Source organism: Frankia sp. CpI1-P, assembly GCF_001421075.1.
GTDB classification, from domain to species: Bacteria; Actinomycetota; Actinomycetes; order Frankiales; family Frankiaceae; genus Frankia; species Frankia torreyi.
Map to the genome: position 1 here is coordinate 47,633 of NZ_LJJX01000008.1, position 16,189 is coordinate 63,821.

The following is a 16,189-nucleotide window of genomic DNA, read 5'->3' on the forward strand; positions in this document are numbered from 1 at the left end:
GGTTGGCGACCATGAACTGGCCGATGACCCGGGCCGGCCAACGACCCGGGCCGGCCAACGACCCGGGCCGGCCAACGACCCGGGCCGGCCAACGACCCGGGCCGGCCGGCCGGCGGCGGCATGGGCTAGTCGGAGGTCCGGCTCCGGCGGGCACCCAGACCCTGGACGACGAAGCCCAGCCCGATGCCGAGCAGCCAGACGTCCTTGGCGATGGGCAGCCCCTGCTGCGTCGGCCAGATCGTGCCCTCCTCGCGCAGGCCCTGGGTGCGGGCGTAGAGCCCGAGCAGCCCACCGGAGAAGGCGGACAGGCCGAGCCCGGCGAGCGCGGTCGGGACGACCGGGGCGACGAGCGCCGTACCGAGTGCGATCTCGGCGCCGGCGAGCACCTTCGCGAAGGTCACCGGGTCGAGCTTCGCCAGGAACGGGTAGGTGTTCGCCGCCATGCCGTGCAGCCCCTCGGCGGTGGCCCGGTCGGCCTTCCACTTGCCCAGACCCGAATGCAGGATGAACGCGCCGGCCGCGGCGCGGCCGGGAACGTCACGTGCCTTGAGGGGCAGTCCCATGGTGGGCAACCTTCCGTCGGGCGGCGCTTCGTCGGCTGGCCGCTGGCCGCCGGGCGCTGGCCGCTGGGCGCCGGACGGCTCGCGCCGCTGGCGTGTTTATCCCCAAACGTAACGTCGCCGGCGGCCGGAGGGCGAGCGGGACCGCCCGACTGTCGGTGTGGGCNGGACCGCGCCGCCCGGCTCGTCCAAGCTTCCTTCGAGCTTCCTGATCTGTTAGAGCTTCCTGATCTGTTAGAGCTTTCTGACCTGTTCGGTGATGGTGTCGACGTCGGAGTAGGTGACTCCGAGCAGGCCGACCTGCTTCCAGCGCAGCACCCCGTCCGCGTCGACGAGGAAGACCGAGCGGCGCAGTCCGAGCCCGGGCACGGCGATCCCGTACGCCTTCACCGCCGTGCGCGCGGTGTCGGCGAGCAGGGGAAAGCCCAGGCTGTGCTGGCGGGCGAAGCCCTCGTGACTGTCCAGGTCCTGCGGGCTGATGCCCCAGACGAGCACGCCGAGCTCCGCGAAGATCTCCAGACCCGCCGAGTACGAGCACATCTGCCTGGTGCACACCGGCGTGTTGTCGCCGGGGTAGAAGGCCAGCACCACGGGATGCCCCCGCTCGGCGGACAGGGCGTACTCGCCGTCGCGCCGCTCGCCGTCCGCCAGGACGAGTCCGGGCAGGCTGAGGTCGGGCGCCGGGTTGCCCACAGTCGGGGTGGCCACAAGTACGCTCCTTGTCCGGCCGCCACGGCCAGCGGGTCGGGCGGGCGCTGATTTTCGCAACAGTACCGGTGACAGAATGCGGTACGCCAGCCCGCCCGGGCCCGAGCGGTGTCAGAAGACGGCCGGTTGCGGCGTTCCGCCCGTGCGGGTCAGCAGCTCGTCGAGGTCGTAGTCGTACCAGCGCCGCAGCGGCGTCGGGGAGTCGGTCCGACCCCACTCGTACATCCGGCGCTGGGCCTCGAAGGAGCCGTCGTGCCAGCGTCGCAGCACATCGCCGAGCCGCAGCGGCGCGGGCAGGAAGTCGGCCCCGCCGAGCAGGCCGGCGAGCCGCTCGACGGCGGCCGCCGGGGCCAGCCGGCCGGCCTCCACGTCGACCATCACCGCGCTCAGGGAGTCGAAGAACGGCTGGAACTCCGGCAGGTCCGGGCAGAAGGTGCCCAGGTGCGGGGCGTCGAGCAGCCGGTCGAACAGAGCCCGGTCACCCTTCTCGAGATAGCCGAAGTAGGTCCCGACGATCCGCGCGATGCCCATGTTCCAGCCGAGGAACCACACCTTCGACCAGGCCCGCCACAGGTCGAAGTCCCGGAACGAGACGTACGAGCCGTGCACGAGCTTGTCGTTGACGTCGAGGATCGTCTGGTTGAGCGTGTCGATGTGGCCGAACCGCTCGGCGGAGAAGTCGTCGTCGGCGAGCGCGGCCAGCAGGGTCGGGGTGAAGGCGTAGATCACCTGCATGGTGTTGGCCATGCCCCGGGAGAACAGCGCGTCGATGGCCCCGGCGGCGTGGCTCATCATCGCCCAGCGGTCGCCGACCGTGCGGGTGCTGGAGTACTGGGTGCGTCCGGTGGAGACCCAGTCCCAGGCGGGCCGGGCGTCGGCGAACTGGCGGGCCACGCTGGGGAAGCGGTCGAGGTAGGCGGCCCACTCCTGCTCGGCGGTGCGCCCCGGCTCCTTCGGGAAGCGGCCGGCGTCCAGGTTGAGCCCGACGCTGCACAGCGGGTTGGTGGCCCTGCGGTGGTTGTCGAACGGGATGACCCACAGCCAGCCGCCGTCGAAGATGTGGTGCAGGGTGCCCTGGTGCCACAGCGACGGCTGACCGCTGGGGGTCGTCACGTCGTCGAACGGGGTGACGCCGACCATGTGGGTGAACAGCGTCCGGGAGTTCGTCCGGAACCGGCAGGGCTCCTCACGCAGGGCGAACTGGTTCGCGAGCACCGAGTTGCGGCCCGAGGCGTCCACGACGTACCGGACCCGCAGCGTCTCGCCGGACCTCGTCGTGAGCGTCGCCGCGTCGGCGGTGAACTCGACGCGCTCCACCATGGTCCGCTGGCGCGGGTCCGCTCCGTAGCGGACCGCGGAGTAGAAGAGGTAGGAGTCGATGTCCTGACGGTGCATGTGCATTTCGGGGCCGTTCGGGAACTCCGAGACGCTGCACTGGGTGACCTCCTCGGGGTTCTGTACCTGCCCGTCCCGGTGGTACACGAAGCCGAAGTTGCGCTTGACGCCGCAGGCTGACGTGACGTGCGAGCGCACCCCCTCGAAGCTGCTCACGTGGCCGAGTTCAGGTACGTCGAACCGCTCGGCGAGCAGCTTCAGCAGGTAGGTCGTCTCTCCGATCGTCGACTCGCCGAGCGCGAACCGTGGGTGGGTGCCGCTGTCGACGAGGACCACACTGTGACCGTGCCGGGCGAGGATGTTGGCCAGTGTCGAGCCGGCGATGCCGCTACCGAGGATGGCAACCGAATAGTCGTACCNGCTCATTACGAGACTCCCTGTACGCCGCTACACGAAGTGGGCCGGCTGCGTCTGTCCTCTCGCAATGATCACAATCATCGCAACCGGTGNACAAATAACACCTAACCAGCTCGACGGATCATGGTTGTAGTAAACGGAACATCAACGCCAATGCGTAAGCGACCATCCTTAATCTGAGCTTTTACCCATATGTCGGAAACTACCTACTTGGGGGGAATGGTCCGACGGGCGACTTGGGGTGTCGGCGGCTGGTGACCTGCGCGGACGGCCCCCGGTCGCGTCGACGCCGGGTCGCATCGTGAACCACGTGTTTCCCAACCATTGTTGAGGTAATGCCGGTGCGCGCACCGGCCGAACACGGATGATCGGATCTTGCTAGCGGTCGCCAACCNGCCGACGCTCGTGCCCCGCGTCGTTCTCGCGGCCCTCCGGGTGGGGCTGCGGCTCCGCGTCCGAGCGGACCTCGATGAGTCGGACCGACCGCCAGTTGACCAGCATCGTCCGGCCGTCCGCGAGGTGGAGCTGCTCGACCTCGCAGCGGAAGACCGCCTGGGCGACCCGCCTGCGCAGTTCGTCCGGATCGGTACCCGGCGGCAGGGGATAGGGCTGCCCGTCAATCACGATCTGCACTGCCACGGCCCAACATTCGCACGCCTGTTCGATCTAGGCAAATGCCGGATGGCCCGGACGGGTCATGCGCTCGTCCGGCGGGCACGGTCCCGGCCGCAGGAGGAGCTTGGCCCGGGCGGGGTGCCAGGGGCAGGGGGCGGTGACCGGTAGGGAAGAACCATTCTGGTATCAGGTGGAGGCATTCGTCCGGCCGGAGACGCGTGCCGGGAGCACGATCGTCGTCGTGGTCCCCCGCCGGTGGCGCGCCTGCCGGCGACGACGCGATGGTCCGAGAGGGGGCACGCAAGCGTGTGAGATGTGTGGGCGTGCGGGTGTGCGGGAGCGTGCGGACGTGAGGGGTTCGCGGAGGTGAGAGGGCGTGTGGATATGGGCGGGACCATGAGCCACGTCGGCGAGGCCGCCGCGGCCGTCCCTCGATCACCGCTGGCCAGGGTCTTCGACGACGCGCTGGTCACCGCGGNCTCCCGCGCCGACGTGGGTGAGCGGGTCGCGGCCTTCGTCGACCTGGCTCGGCGCTACCAGGAGCCGGGTCGGCACTACCACACCCTGCGGCACGTCGCGGAGATGTCCGCCGCGCTGCGGGTGCTGCTCGCCGCCGAGCGCCGGCCGCCCGCGGAGCGTGCCGCGCACGTCTGCGTGCTCGCCGTGTACTTCCACGACGCCGTCCACGAACCGCGGCTGGCGGACAACGAGCAGCGGTCCGCGGAGCTGGCGATCGACGTGCTCGCGCGGCTGGGCTGCCCCGGGGGGATCNGGACGGCGGTCGCCCGGCTGGTCCTCGCCACGGCCTCGCACCGCTCGACCCACGACGACGAGGCCCTCGTCAACGACGCCGACCTGCGGGTCCTGGCGCGACCACCGGCCGCCTACGACCGCTACGTGCGTCGGGTCCGCCGGGAATACGGCTGGGTCGACGAACGCGCCTGGCGCGAGGGACGGGCGCCCCTTCTGCGCGGCCTGCTGGACGGTCCGCTCTACGCGACCGCGTGGGCGCGGCGGAACTGGGAGCCGCCGGCCCGCCTCAACCTGGCCCGGGAGCTGCACGCCCTCGGCTGAGCCGCCCGTCCTACCGCCCGGGTGCCGGGCGGCTTCGGTCGGGTGGACGGGCGCCGGCCGGCGGCGGGTGGCGCCGGGCCCACGCCGTCGCGACGACACTCGCCAGCAGCAGCCCGCTGACAATCGGACCGGCGCTGAACTCGGTGGGCGTGGGCTCCAGGCCGGGCCAGGCCACCGCGAACAGCGCGAGGGAACCGGCCGCTCCCGTCCCGGTCGCGGCCAGCCGGTACCGGCGCGCGACGGGCAGTCCGGCGAGCCCGGCCCCGCCGACGGCGTGGCCCAGCACGGCGGCGGCCAGCAGAACCCCGCCGACCGTCCAGATTGCCCAGACAGGCAGCCACCCGAGCAGCTCCGTCTCCCCGTCCCAGCCGTAGCGCTCGGCCGGCGTGCCGGTCGGGGCGCCGGGCCAGACCAGCAGGTGGACGAGCCCGTAGCAGAGGAGGACCGATCCACCGGCCGCACCGGCGAGCCGGCGCCCGGCGTCGGCGACGGCGGGGATGTCGCGCAACCGGATGCGGCTCACGGCGCCCGCCGATCCGCCACGGCGGTGGGCGGGATCGCCATGGACTCGACGGTCACCATGTCCGCCGCCGCGACGGCGCTGCCCGCCACCGCCGGGACACCGCCCAACACTGCCGACCCGCTCACCATCGCCGACGCGCCCGCCACTGCCGACCCGCTCACCATCGCCGACGCGCCCGCCACTGCCGACCCGCTCACCATCGCCGACGCACCTGCCACTGCCGACCCGCTCACCACCGCCGACCCGCTGACCGTGACGACGGTGTCGGCCGCCGCCGTGCTGTGCGGCTCTGTGGGGGCGTCGGTGAGGATGGCGGCGCCGGCCTCGGTCGCCGCCGCGAGCACGGCGGCGGCGAGCACCGGATCGAGCTCCGCTGGCACGGTCCGCAGGTCGAGCAGGCAGCAGCCCTGCTCGACGCGCCCAAGGACGGCCGGTTCGCCATGGCGCAGCGGCGCCGCGATCATCGCGTCCAGTGCGACGGCGGCACTGGGCAGCTCGGCCCCGACGCACCCGAACCCCCACGCGCCGCAGGCCGTTCGCCCGGCGGCCTGATCAACTCCGGTGGCGTACCCACGCCGGCATCCGCAGGTGTTGGTGTCCGCCGCCGAGCCGGTGCCGCCGTCGATGAGCGCGCGGCTGGCGACGGCGGACGCCGCGATCCCGGCGCGGCGCAGCCAGGCCGCGAGCGTCTCGGCGCGGGCGGCGAGACGCTCCGGCCGGGCGCGCAGGGCCTGCCGGACCGGCGAGTCGGGATGGCGCAGGGTCGCCTCCAGCGCGGCGAGGGTGAGCTTGCCGGCGCGCAGCGCCCGCGACATCGGATGGCGGCGCATCCGGTCGATCAGGTCGGCCCGGCCGAGGAGAAGACCGCACTGCGGGCCGCCGAGCAGTTTGTCGCCGCTGGTCGTGACAACGCCGACCCCCCAGCCGAGCCAGCTCGAGACGTCGGGCTCGGCGAGCATCGGTTCNGGATGAAGCAGGCCCGAGCCGCAGTCGCCGACGAGCGGCACCTCGAAGTCGGCGCAGAGGGCGGCCAGATCGCTGATGGCGGGGCTGTCCGTGAACCCGACCACCTGGTAGCTGGCCGTGTGCACGCGCAGCACCAGGCCGGTGTCGGGGCCGATGGCGTCCGCGTAGTCGCCGAGCGTGGTGCGGTTGGTCGTGCCGACCTCGCGCATCCGCGCGCCGGCGGCGACCAGCAGCTCCGGCAGCCGGAAACCGTCGGCCGTCTCGACGAGCTCCCCTCGGCTGACCACCACCTCGCGCCGCCCGGCGAGCGCGGCCACCGCGAGGGCGAGGCCCGCCGCGTTGTTGTTGACGACGTGCACGCCCGCCGCCGCCGGCACCGCGGCGGCGAGGGCGGCCAGGGCGGTGCGTCCCCGGCGGTCGCGGCGGCCGGTGCGCAGGTCCAGCTCGAGATCGGTGGTGCCGGCGGCGAGATCCACCGCGGCGCGCGCGGCCGCGGACAGCGGGGCCCGGCCGAGCGCGCCGTGCAGGATCACCCCGGTGGCGTTGATCACGGGGCGTAGTCCCGTCGCCGTGCGGGCGAGCGTCGTCGGCGCCGGCACCGGACCGTCCCCGGAGTAGTACGCGAGGGGAACCGCGTCGTCCATCACTCCACGTGAAGTTAGTGCTTCTTTCCGAGATTTTCACGGAGGCCACCACCGATGGATGGTGTCCTTTCGTGTTCCTGTGGCTCGTTCCACGTCAGGGCGCCAGTCAGGGCGGATCGAGGCGAATGCCGCCGGTCCGCGCGGCCTGTACTGTCTCCCCCGAAGGGGAGTAGCCCTGCCGCGCGGCCCGTCTCCGGTGCGCACGGCCTGGGACGACGGACGTGTCCGTCGCCGGGCCGGCCGGGTGCGGTGTCCGAGCGGTCCGGTCGTCGACATACTGGCGTCCGCCGATCGACCCATCCAGGGCCGGTCCGCGGGCACCCGGCGGCCGGGCCCGGCCCACGCGGCCGAGTGGGCGAGACCTTCGACACGGCAGGCATGCCGGGTCGAAGGCGCGTCCCCGCTCCCGGCCCGGCTCCACGGAGAGGTCCCGGGCATTGAGCATCACCGCAGCACTCATCACCTTCGGCGTGATCTTCCTGGCCGAGCTACCCGACAAGACGATGGTCGCGAGCCTCGTGCTGGGCAGCCGCTTCCGGCCGCTGTACGTCTGGGCCGGGGTCGCAGTTGCCTTCGTCGTGCACGTCACCGTTGCCGTGGCGGCCGGCAGCGCCTTCTNGCTGCTGCCGCACCGGATCGTCGACACGATCACGGCGGTGCTCTTCATCGCCGGAGCCGTGCTCGTGCTGCGCGAGGGCCGCGAGAGCGACGGTACGGGCCAGGACAACGGTACGGGCCAGGACGACGGTACGGGCCAGGACGAGCCGGATCGGGCCGGCGCCGCGGCCGAGCGGCCTGCATCCCCGGCGCCGGTCGCGGCCACGACGTTCTGGCGGGTGGCGGCCACCTCCTTCGGGGTCGTCTTCGTCGCGGAGCTCGGCGACCTGACGCAGATCTCGACGGCGAACCTGGCCGCCCGGTTCGACGCGCCGGTGGCGGTCTGGATCGGGGCGGTGCTGGCGCTGTGGACGGTGGCCGGCCTGGCCATCGCCGGGGGACGCGGGCTGCTTCGCCTGATGCCCATCGCGATGATCACTCGGATCGCCGCGGGCGCCTTCCTGCTCCTGGCCGTCGTGTCGGCGATCGAGGCGGTGCGCGGCTGAACCCGGCTCGCGGCCGCTACCGGGGCGGGGGCCAGCGCGGGTCGTCCGTGGCGAACACGAGGACGACGTCGGTGTCCGAGGTGAAGTCGACCAGCCGTGCCCGCGCCGGCAGCAGCGCAAGCGCATGGCGCAGCTCCTCGGCCGCGGATCCCTCAGCGACGCAGACGACGTGGTGCGAGTGGACGGCGGCCCGCCCGCCGCCGTCCTCGCCGCAACGGTCGGTGGGGGCGAGGGGCGGCGCTGCGGCGCCGGCGGCCGCGGACAGCAGCCGCGCGAGCCGGTCCGCCTCGTCCGGCGCCAGCCGCAGGACGGCCGGGTCACGGTGGGGACGCTGGGCGGTCAGCACCACCTCCGGCGTCGGCGGGGCGCCGGGAGGCGGCCCGACGGAGACGGCGGCGCCGTCCAGTTGGCTGAGGAAGGTGACGACGTTCGGGTGATCGGTGCCGCCAGGGGTCCGGGGCGGGTTGGTGTTCATGCGTCGACGCTCTCATCCGGCGACTGGTCATCCCATCCCGCGCGGCGGGGAGAAGACGGGAGGGAGCGCCCGTGGGGCAGTCCGCGGGCGGCGGAGTCGGCTCGGCCGGCGTCACGGACCGGTACCGGTGGTGGCAGCGTCGGTTCGGTGTGAGGAAAACTGCTTCCCGGTGGGAATCGGGCGGGTGTGGGAGTGGTGTGGTGGGGGTAGGTGACCATCGTCGCGCTTGCCAGGGGCGCGGCGCGTGGCGGGAAGCAGCCCGGCCGGCTTCCCGTGGCGCCCATGCCGTCCGGTCGTCAACGGAGCCATGGAACCAAGCGTTCGCGTCGAAGTGATCGGCCGTGAGGCCATCGTCGTGCACCCGGTCGGTGATATTGACTACTCCTCCCTGGACCCGCTGCGCGAGGCGCTGCTGGACGCGCGCGTCGCCGGAGTCAGGGACATCGTCGTCGACCTGGCCCAGGTGAGCTTCCTGGACTCCCAGGGGCTGGCGGTCATCCTGTTCGCCCACCAGCGGCAGCGTTCCGCCGGCGGCCGGCTGGCGTTGCGCAACCTCAACGAGGACGCCTACCGGCTGCTGCACGTCACCAATCTGACCTCGGTCATCGAGGTCGATCACGGCGGCGCGNCCGCGGCGTCCGGTCTGGCGACCCGCCGGGGTGCATGACCGGCCTCAGCCGGTGGCCGCCCCGCGCCAGTGGTAGGACACGTCGCGCGTGTGGACGGTGAAATCGAGGCCGGTGTACATCCGCACGGCTCGTTCGTTGTCCTCGTCCACGTACAGCAGGACCGCCGCGAGCCCCTCGGCCTGCAGGTGGCGCAGGCCGATCAGGGTCAGGGCACGCCCGAGCCCGGCGCCGCCGGCGCCGGGCAGCACCCCCACCACGTACACCTCGCCGATCGGACCGGGCCGCGTGCCCGGCGGCGGCGTCTCGTCCACCTCGTGGACCTTCGTCCAGTGGAAGCCGACCAACCGGCCGTCGCGTTCGGCGACGAAGAAGCCGCGCGGGTCGAACCACGGCTCGGCCCGCCGCAGGGCCAGGTCGTCGAGGGTCCAGCGGCCCTGCTCGGGATGATCAGCGAACGCGGCGGCGTTGACGGCCAACCAGGCCTCGTCGTCGCGGCCGGGGACGAACGCGCGGACGGTGACCCCGGCGGGCAGGTGCGGCTCCGGCAGCGGCGCGCCCGCGCCCAGCGGCCGGCGAAGCTGGAACAGCACCCGGGTGCGGGCGAACCCGAGCCGCGCGGCCAGCGCCGCCGCGGGCGGGAGATCTCCGTGCGCCCACACGTCGAGCCGGGCCGGCGGGTCGCCGAGTGCCTCGGTCAGCGCGGTGGCCAGGGCGCGGCCGATCCCCTGGCGGCGATGCCCGGGATGGACCACGACCTCGGCCTGGCGGCTGTCGGGCGCGCCGCCGAGGTGCGCGTAGCCGACGATCGCGCGCCGCGGGCCAGAGACCTCGGCCCCGGGCGCGGCCACGGCGAGCAGGTGACGCCCCGCCCCGACCTGCTGGTCGGGGCGCAGGGTCAGCCGGACGTCCTCCGACACCGGACCGGTGCCGTCCGCCCGCTCGGCGGCGGCGAGCAGGCTCGCGATGTCGTCCACGTCCGCGCCGCTGAGGGTCGGCTGCCAGATCAGGGAGGCGGTCACCGTACGACCGTAGGGGCCCTCGGCCACGGCTGTCCCNTGATCCGTCGCTCCGACTCGACGATGCAGGGCGGGAGACGTGGACATCTTCCACCCGGCATCGTCAGGCCGGACGCGTCGCTCGACGATCGGCGCCGCCCGTCGCTGCTAGACCCGCTCGGGGGTGCGGGCGTCGTCCCGGTCGACGCGGGCGGCCGGGCCGGAGGCGTTCTCCGGCAGGGGCGCGATCGGCGGCGCCACGAACTTGTAGCCGACGTGCCGCACCGTGCCGATCATCGCCTCGTGCTCGGGGCCGAGTTTCGCCCGCAGCCGGCGGACGTGGACGTCCACGGTCCGGGTGCCGCCGTAGTAGTCGTAGCCCCACACCTCCTGGAGCAACTGCGCCCGGGTGAAGACCCGGCCGGGGTGCTGCGCCAGGTACTTGAGCAGCTCGAACTCCTTGAAGGTGAGCTCGAGGGGGCGNCCCCGCAGCTTGGCCGAGTAGGTGGTCTCGTCGACCGACAGGTCGCCGGACCGGATGACACCAGCCTCGGCCGTGCCACCGGCGGCAGCGACCCGACCGATGGCCAGTCGCAACCGGGCCTCGACCTCCGCGGGACCAGCGGAGTCGAGGACGACGTCGTCAACCCCCCAGTCCGCGGACACCGCGGCCAGCCCGCCCTCGGTCACCAGCGCCAGCAGCGGCGTCGTGAGACCGGTCGTGCGCAGNAGCCGGCACAGGCCGCGAGCAATGACGAGTTCCCGACGTCCGTCCACCACGATCACGTCCACGGGCGGAGCGTCCAACAGAGCACTCGCCTCCAGCGGGGCGACCCGTACCGTGTGGGTGAGCAGACCAAGGGACGGAAACGACTCGGCGGAGGGACCGGGGGCGTTGGTGAGCAAAAGGACGACGCTCAAGACGACTCCTCCAGGTGGTGTGTGGTGGGGCAGCGTCGACCCGGTGAGTAACTCGATGCCCGGCCCTGGGCGTCTCACGACCGTCATGGGCATGAAACGAAGGCCGGTATGTGGGGAGGATAGCGGAGTGTCCTACTCGGCTCCTACCGTCTACGGGCTACTGCCTACCGCTGATTCTGAGATTCTGGCCACGAACCATGANCAAAGAAGCGGGGTTGTGCACGGAGAGTCGCGGGACCTGGCGGTTGTGATCGCTCATGGCTTCTCCTGTTCGATGGCGCATCCAGCGTTACGGCATGTGGCAGCCGGGTTACGAAAATATGCCGGAGTGCTGGTCATGGACCTGCGGGGGCATGGTCGTTCCAGTGGATCATGTACGTTTGGTGATCGTGAGATCTTCGACGTCGATGCCGGCGTCGGCGAGGCTCGCCGGCTCGGCTACCAGCGCGTTATCACCATGGGATGGTCGATGGGCGGGGCGGCGGTCCTCCGTCATGCCGGATTGTCCAAAAACGGTACNCTGAGTCACGAACTGCGCCTGCGTCATCCCCCGGATGCGGTTGTCAGTGTGAGCGCCACCAGCAGATGGTTCGTCCGCGACACCGCGCCGATGCGGCGGATCCACTGGCTCGCCGAGCATGCCACTGGCCGGATGGTGGCACGAGGTGCGTTACGAGTCCGTATCGACCCCCGCGCTTTCGTGCCAATTCCCGCCGCTCCGGTCGAGATCGTCGGCACCATTGCGCCGATGCCTTTACTGATCGTTCACGGGCATCGTGACCGGTATTTCACCCTGGAGCATCCGCGCGCGCTCGCGGCGGCCGCCGGAGAGTCGGCCCAGATGTGGCTGGTACCCGAGTTCGGCCATGCCGAGGCCGGGCTCTCTCCGGGCCTGCTCGACCGCATCGGCACGAGCCTGGCGAGCCTGGCGACAGCCGGCCCCGGCGGGCCGGGGGAGACGGCCGCCTCGGCGCACCGCGGCGGCGCGGTGGTGCAGAGCCGGTGACGGCGGCCCCCGACCCAAGGCCGCCCACGCCGGGTGCGCCGGGCGTGCCGGCCGCGCGGGTCACCGTCCGGTACTGGGCCGCCGCCCGCGACGTGGCAGGGGTGCGCGAGGAGACGATCGAGGCGGACACGTTGGCGGCGCTGTTCACGACCGTCGCGGCCCGCCACGGGGGTGACCTGCCCGCGCTGTTGCGGCGCTGCTCGTACCTGGTGGACGACCAGCCCGTGGGTCGGCGCGACCCGGCCGGGGTCGTCCTGCGCGACGGGGCGGTCGTGGAGGCCCTGCCGCCGTTCGCCGGCGGTTGAGCACCGGCGCCGCCGCCGCCCGCCGCCCGCGTGACCTGGCCCGCGGCCGGTGCGGCGCCAGGCCCGCGGGCGGGGCATGGCAGCATGTCGGCGTGAGCGCTGGCGAACCCGGGCTGTCCCGCGGCGTGCTGTCGGGACAGACGGCCCTACCGGTCGTCGCCCCGCCCCGGCGGGTGCTGCTCGGCGCGCCCCTCGCCGCGCTGGTCGCGATGGGCCTGGCCGTCGGCGCGGCGGCGCTGGCCACGTGGGTGCTGGCGGCCGTCCTGGCCGTCGAGCAGGTCGCGTTCGCGTGGGCCTGGGGCCGCGCGCTGCGTGCCTCCCCGGGCACGATCCCGCTGGTCGCGGCGGGGGCGGTGCTCGCCGACGTCGTCCTGCTGGTCTCCGACCGGCACGCCTACGGTTCCGTCGCCGGTGTCATCGGGGTCGCTGTCGCGGTCGTGGTGCTCTACCAGCTTGGTCTGCGACGGGCCCTGACGCTGCGCGCCCCGGCCGCGGGGCGCGCCGGCGGCGAGGCGGACCCGGCGGGCCGTCCGGACACCGTCGCGCCGCCGGCTCCCGCGGCCCGGGTGAGCGCCGAACTGGCCACCGCGCTGAGCGGGATCATCCTCGTCGCCCTGTTCGCGGGGTACCTCGCGCTGCGGGCGGGGCACGGCGCACATCATCCGGCCGATCTGCTGGTGATCGCCGGTCTGCTGGGTGCGGGCAGCGCCGTCGTGGCCGCTCNGCTGCTCGGCTGGACCGGCCTGGCGACGGTGCCGGCCGATCTGCTGGGTGTGGCGGTCGCGGTGGCGGCGGGCGCGATCCTCGGTGCGCTGGGACCCGACGACCTGACGCTGAACGCCGCGCTCGCGACGGCCGCGTCGGGAGCCGCCGTCGCCGCGCTGGTCGATCTGGTGCTCGCCCGCGCCCGCGAGGCCGGCTCGTCCGCAGACGAGGTGGACGCGGCGGCGGGTCGGGTGGCGGCGGATGTCCTGCTCGCCGCGATCCTGCCGCTGGCGTGCGCGGCGCCGCTGGTCTACCTGGTCGGACGGCACCTGCCCGGATGAGCGGCCGAGGCCTGCGCATCACGGCCGTGGTCGTGGTCGTCCTGCTGATCGTGCTCGTCGTCGTGGATCGGGTCGCCGCGCGGGTCGTCGCCGGCCAGATCGCCACGCAGGCGCAGCGGGCCGAGCACCTGCCGTCGCGTCCCACGGTGTCGCTCGGCGGTTTCCCGTTCCTCACCCAGGTCGTCGCCGGGAGCTACCGGGACGTGCGGGTGGACGTGCGCGGTCGCGTCGAGCAGGACGTCCGCGTGGACCGGGTGCACGCGGACCTCGCGGGTGTGCGGGTCCCCCTCGCCGACGTCGTCCGCGGCGACGTGCGGCGGATACCGGTGGACCGGCTCGCCGCCCGGGTGGAGCTGACGTTCGCCGACGTCAACGCCTACCTGCGCAGCCAGGGCTCGGCCATCACCGTCACCCCGGACGGGCAGGCGATCCGGGTCGCGGGATCGGTGCAGGTCCTGGGGACCGCCTACCCCGTGTCCGGGACGGCGGACATCGGGGTCCAGCCCGCCGCGGTCACGTTCACCCCCCGCGAGCTGGCCGCATCGGTCGGCGCGATCCTGCCGCCCGCGCTGCGCCAGGCCGCCACCGAGCTNCTCACGGTGCACGTGCCGGTCGCCGGTCTGCCGTTCAACATGCGGCTGACCTCGGCGACGGTCGCGGGCGATCGCATCGCCTTCGCCGCCGGCGGTCGCGGCGTCGTGCTCGACGCCGACGCCGCCACCGCGGGCCGCTGACGCGCCAGATGGTGCCAGCCTGGGGAGGGTCTCCGGCCCGGAACGGGGCGACGGCCCGGGAAGGGGTGCCGGCCCGGGAAGAGCGGGTGCCGCCGGGATGCTGTAGGAGCTGTGACGGGAGTCTGGGTACTGGTTGGGGCCGTCGTGGTGGCGGTGGCGCTGGGTACGGTGATGCGCGTGCGGGACGGGCGGTTCCGCCCGTCCCGAGAGCGGCCGGTCGCCGCGGGCGGCGGGCCGGTCGTGGCCGTGGCTGAATCGTTCGGAGCCGACGGCTCCTCCCGGGCGGCGGCGGATCCTGACGGTGGGCTGCGGGCGGAGCTCGCCGCCCTCGGCGAGGCGCTGGGGGAGCGGGCGACGCTGCTGCAGTTCTCCACGGCGTTCTGCGCGCCGTGCCGGTCGACGCGACAGGTGCTGGCCGGGGTCGCCGCGCTGGTGCCCGGGGTGCGCCACGTCGAGGTGGACGCCGAGGCGCACCTCGATCTCGTCCGCCGGCTTGCCGTCCGGCGGACGCCCACGGTGCTCATCGTCGACGCCTCCGGCCGTGAGGTCAGGCGGGCCAGCGGCGCACCTCCGACGCGGCAGGCGGTGTTCGCGACCCTGGCGCAGATCGTCCCCGCGGATGGGACTAAACGGGCAGATGGTGATTCTTCGGAACCGCCGCCAGCGAGTTAACACAGACGTGACTTTCGCTGCTACCGTGGCACGAACCATGTTCCGGACGCAGCTCGTGAAGCGCCGCGCGGTCGACCTGTGCCGCGTGGGTAGCTGCCTGTGTCGTCTTTCCTGATCGCGGGTTGACGCCCCTGATGTGATCGGTTTCCCCGACGCGTCGCTCCGCATCCGACCGGGTAGCTCGAGCCGGCAGTCAGGAGAAAGTCTCGTGGTNGATCCTCGTGGCCTGCGGTTCACCGCCGCCGTCACCTCGGTCGTGCTCGCCGTGGTGCTGGTGACGGGCAGCGGATGGCTGTTGCTCGCGCAGACCGTGGTGTTCGCCGTGGGGGCGGTGGCCGGCGTGCGGTACGCCCCTTACGGCCTGCTGTTCCGGGCGTTGATCCGGCCGCGGCTGGGGCCGCCCGCGACGACCGAGGACGCTGCTCCGCCCCGGTTCGCCCAGCTCGTCGGTGCGATCTTCGGCGCCGTGGGGGTCGCGGGGTTCCTCTCGGGCATCACCGTCCTCGGTTTCGTCGCCGCCGCGGCCGCCTTCATAGCGGCCTTCCTCAACGCGGCGTTCGAATTCTGTCTCGGGTGCCAGCTGTATCTGTTCTTCCGTTCCATCNCCGTAAGAGGAGCGCGCGCATGAGCCGCGAGAAGGCATTGGTCGACGCCGCGTGGGTCGAGGCGAACCGTGACGACCCCAAGGTTGTTCTGGTCGAGGTCGACGAGGACGTCTCCGCCTACGACAAGGGGCACATTCCGGGTGCCGTGCGGCTTGACTGGAAGTCCGAGCTGCAGGACCCGGTCATCCGGGACTTCGTCAACAAGGAGCAGTTCGAGAAGCTGCTGTCCAGCAAGGGTATCGCGAACGGTGACACCGTCGTCCTCTACGGCGGCAACAACAACTGGTTCGCGGCCTACGCCTACTGGTACCTCAGCCTGTACGGTCACGCGGATGTCCGGCTGCTCGACGGCGGCCGCAAGAAGTGGGAGCTCGACGGCCGTGAACTGACCGCCGAGGTCACCCCGCGGCCGGCGACGACCTACACCGCCAAGGAGGCGCGCACCGACATCCGCGCGTTCCGCGAGGAGGTCGTCGCCGCGATCGGCGAGAAGGCGCTCGTCGACGTCCGTTCCCCCGACGAGTTCTCCGGCAAGCTGCTCGCGCCGGCGCACCTGCCGCAGGAGCAGTCCCAGCGGGCCGGTCATATTCCCACCGCAAAGAACATCCCCTGGGCGAAGACCGCGAACGAGGACGGCACCTTCCGGAGCAACGACGAGCTGACCAAGCTCTACGGCGAGGCCGGCGTCGATCTCTCGCAGGACATCATCGCCTACTGCCGCATCGGCGAGCGTTCGGCGCACACCTGGTTCGCCCTGCACGAGTTGCTCGACCTGCCGAACGTGAAGAACTATGACGGGTCGTGGACCGAGTACGGCTCGCTGGTGGGCGTGCCGATCGAGAAGGGTGCGTGAGAC

The 16,189-nt window shown here is 72.8% G+C and carries 16 protein-coding genes and 7 pseudogenes; 12 read left to right on the top strand and 11 right to left on the bottom strand.

All coding sequences use genetic code 11. From position 1 onward, the window contains the following. Positions 1 to 125: 125 nt before the first annotated feature. The 6 genes and pseudogenes from FF86_RS07420 to FF86_RS42625 form a co-directional block, all read right to left on the bottom strand. Entirely contained in the window at positions 126 to 563 is a 438-nt protein-coding gene (locus tag FF86_RS07420) for a hypothetical protein (RefSeq protein ID WP_044887025.1), read from the bottom strand. 231 nt (positions 564 to 794) lie between these two features. Beyond that, entirely contained in the window at positions 795 to 1,268 is a 474-nt protein-coding gene (locus FF86_RS07425; RefSeq protein ID WP_044887024.1) for a peroxiredoxin, read from the bottom strand. 111 nt (positions 1,269 to 1,379) lie between these two features. Continuing rightward, a partial coding sequence (locus FF86_RS07430) for a tryptophan 7-halogenase (protein ID WP_313954308.1) occupies positions 1,380 to 3,022 on the bottom strand: 1,643 nt, incomplete at its 5' end. A gap of 1,697 nt (positions 3,023 to 4,719) precedes the next feature. Next, positions 4,720 to 5,232: a hypothetical protein gene (locus FF86_RS07445; RefSeq protein WP_044887021.1), complete on the bottom strand. Its 513-nt coding sequence runs from the start codon at positions 5,230 to 5,232 to the stop codon at positions 4,720 to 4,722. Further along, a pseudogene (locus FF86_RS42620) lies at positions 5,229 to 6,197 on the bottom strand (L-seryl-tRNA(Sec) selenium transferase); the annotation flags it as partial. The pseudogene FF86_RS42620 and the gene FF86_RS07445, both read right to left, overlap by 4 nt. A gap of 1 nt (position 6,198) precedes the next feature. Beyond that, positions 6,199 to 6,842, bottom strand: a pseudogene (locus FF86_RS42625) (L-seryl-tRNA(Sec) selenium transferase); the annotation flags it as partial. 437 nt (positions 6,843 to 7,279) lie between these two features. Between FF86_RS42625 and FF86_RS42630 the strand changes: the two are divergent. Beyond that, positions 7,280 to 7,460, top strand: a 181-nt coding sequence (locus tag FF86_RS42630; RefSeq protein ID WP_242418348.1) for a TMEM165/GDT1 family protein, incomplete at its 3' end; no start/stop codon positions are given. 1 nt (position 7,461) lies between these two features. Then, positions 7,462 to 7,945 (top strand): annotated as a pseudogene (locus tag FF86_RS07455) (TMEM165/GDT1 family protein); the annotation flags it as partial. Between the two features lie 16 nt (positions 7,946 to 7,961). Here the strand turns inward: FF86_RS07455 and FF86_RS07460 are convergent. After that, on the bottom strand, positions 7,962 to 8,420 hold the full coding sequence (locus FF86_RS07460) for a hypothetical protein (protein ID WP_044887018.1): 459 nt from the start codon (positions 8,418 to 8,420) through the stop codon (positions 7,962 to 7,964). 307 nt (positions 8,421 to 8,727) lie between these two features. Between FF86_RS07460 and FF86_RS07465 the strand changes: the two genes are divergently transcribed. Then, on the top strand, positions 8,728 to 9,048 hold a 321-nt coding region (locus FF86_RS07465), incomplete at its 3' end, for an STAS domain-containing protein (RefSeq protein ID WP_242418349.1). 45 nt (positions 9,049 to 9,093) lie between these two features. Here the strand turns inward: FF86_RS07465 and mshD are convergent. From mshD to FF86_RS64015, 4 genes and pseudogenes are all read right to left on the bottom strand, one after another. Further along, positions 9,094 to 10,095: a mycothiol synthase gene (mshD, locus tag FF86_RS07470; RefSeq protein WP_044887016.1), complete on the bottom strand. Its 1,002-nt coding sequence runs from the start codon at positions 10,093 to 10,095 to the stop codon at positions 9,094 to 9,096. A gap of 117 nt (positions 10,096 to 10,212) precedes the next feature. Continuing rightward, the coding region (locus tag FF86_RS42635) for a winged helix-turn-helix domain-containing protein (protein WP_242418350.1) at positions 10,213 to 10,527 on the bottom strand (315 nt) is incomplete at its 5' end. Position 10,528: 1 nt separating this feature from the next. Next, a pseudogene (locus FF86_RS64010) lies at positions 10,529 to 10,773 on the bottom strand (DNA-binding response regulator); the annotation flags it as partial. A gap of 1 nt (position 10,774) precedes the next feature. Continuing rightward, positions 10,775 to 10,965: pseudogene (locus tag FF86_RS64015) on the bottom strand (DNA-binding response regulator); the annotation flags it as partial. Between the two features lie 274 nt (positions 10,966 to 11,239). On the opposite strand from FF86_RS64015, the gene FF86_RS42650 reads away from it, so the two are divergent. The 9 genes and pseudogenes from FF86_RS42650 to FF86_RS07510 all read left to right on the top strand — a co-directional run. After that, a partial coding sequence (locus tag FF86_RS42650; RefSeq protein WP_242418377.1) for an alpha/beta fold hydrolase occupies positions 11,240 to 11,484 on the top strand: 245 nt, incomplete at its 3' end. Position 11,485: 1 nt separating this feature from the next. Then, positions 11,486 to 11,971, top strand: a complete 486-nt coding sequence (locus FF86_RS42655) for an alpha/beta hydrolase (protein ID WP_313954309.1) — start codon at positions 11,486 to 11,488, stop codon at positions 11,969 to 11,971. After that, a complete protein-coding gene (locus FF86_RS07485) occupies positions 11,968 to 12,276 on the top strand; it encodes a MoaD/ThiS family protein (RefSeq protein ID WP_220386576.1) in 309 nt (102 codons plus the stop codon). Before FF86_RS42655 ends, FF86_RS07485 begins: the two co-directional genes overlap by 4 nt. A 1,042-nt stretch (positions 12,277 to 13,318) precedes the next feature. Next, a partial coding sequence (locus FF86_RS07495; protein WP_242418351.1) for a DUF2993 domain-containing protein occupies positions 13,319 to 13,914 on the top strand: 596 nt, incomplete at its 3' end. A gap of 1 nt (position 13,915) precedes the next feature. Further along, positions 13,916 to 14,056 (top strand): annotated as a pseudogene (locus FF86_RS42660) (DUF2993 domain-containing protein); the annotation flags it as partial. 111 nt (positions 14,057 to 14,167) lie between these two features. Next, positions 14,168 to 14,728, top strand: a complete 561-nt coding sequence (locus FF86_RS07500; protein ID WP_044885049.1) for a thioredoxin family protein — start codon at positions 14,168 to 14,170, stop codon at positions 14,726 to 14,728. Between the two features lie 37 nt (positions 14,729 to 14,765). Continuing rightward, the gene (locus tag FF86_RS65625) at positions 14,766 to 14,843 is read left to right on the top strand and encodes a putative leader peptide (RefSeq protein WP_374216036.1); all 78 of its coding nucleotides are present in this window, start codon (positions 14,766 to 14,768) and stop codon (positions 14,841 to 14,843) included. Positions 14,844 to 14,942: 99 nt separating this feature from the next. Continuing rightward, positions 14,943 to 15,332, top strand: a pseudogene (locus FF86_RS07505) (DUF4395 domain-containing protein); the annotation flags it as partial. A gap of 20 nt (positions 15,333 to 15,352) precedes the next feature. Next, positions 15,353 to 16,186, top strand: coding sequence for a sulfurtransferase (locus FF86_RS07510; RefSeq protein WP_044885051.1), 834 nt, complete (start codon positions 15,353 to 15,355; stop codon positions 16,184 to 16,186). Positions 16,187 to 16,189 lie beyond the last annotated feature (3 nt).

Bases quoted from the DNA above. Each gene is read 5' to 3' on its own strand.
- FF86_RS65625 (WP_374216036.1), top strand. From the start codon at position 14,766: ATGTTCCGGACGCAGCTCGTGAAGCGCCGCGCGGTCGACCTGTGCCGC.
- FF86_RS07510 (WP_044885051.1), top strand. From the start codon at position 15,353: ATGAGCCGCGAGAAGGCATTGGTCGACGCCGCGTGGGTCGAGGCGAAC.
- FF86_RS07460 (WP_044887018.1), bottom strand. From the start codon at position 8,420: ATGAACACCAACCCGCCCCGGACCCCTGGCGGCACCGATCACCCGAAC.
- FF86_RS07420 (WP_044887025.1), bottom strand. From the start codon at position 563: ATGGGACTGCCCCTCAAGGCACGTGACGTTCCCGGCCGCGCCGCGGCC.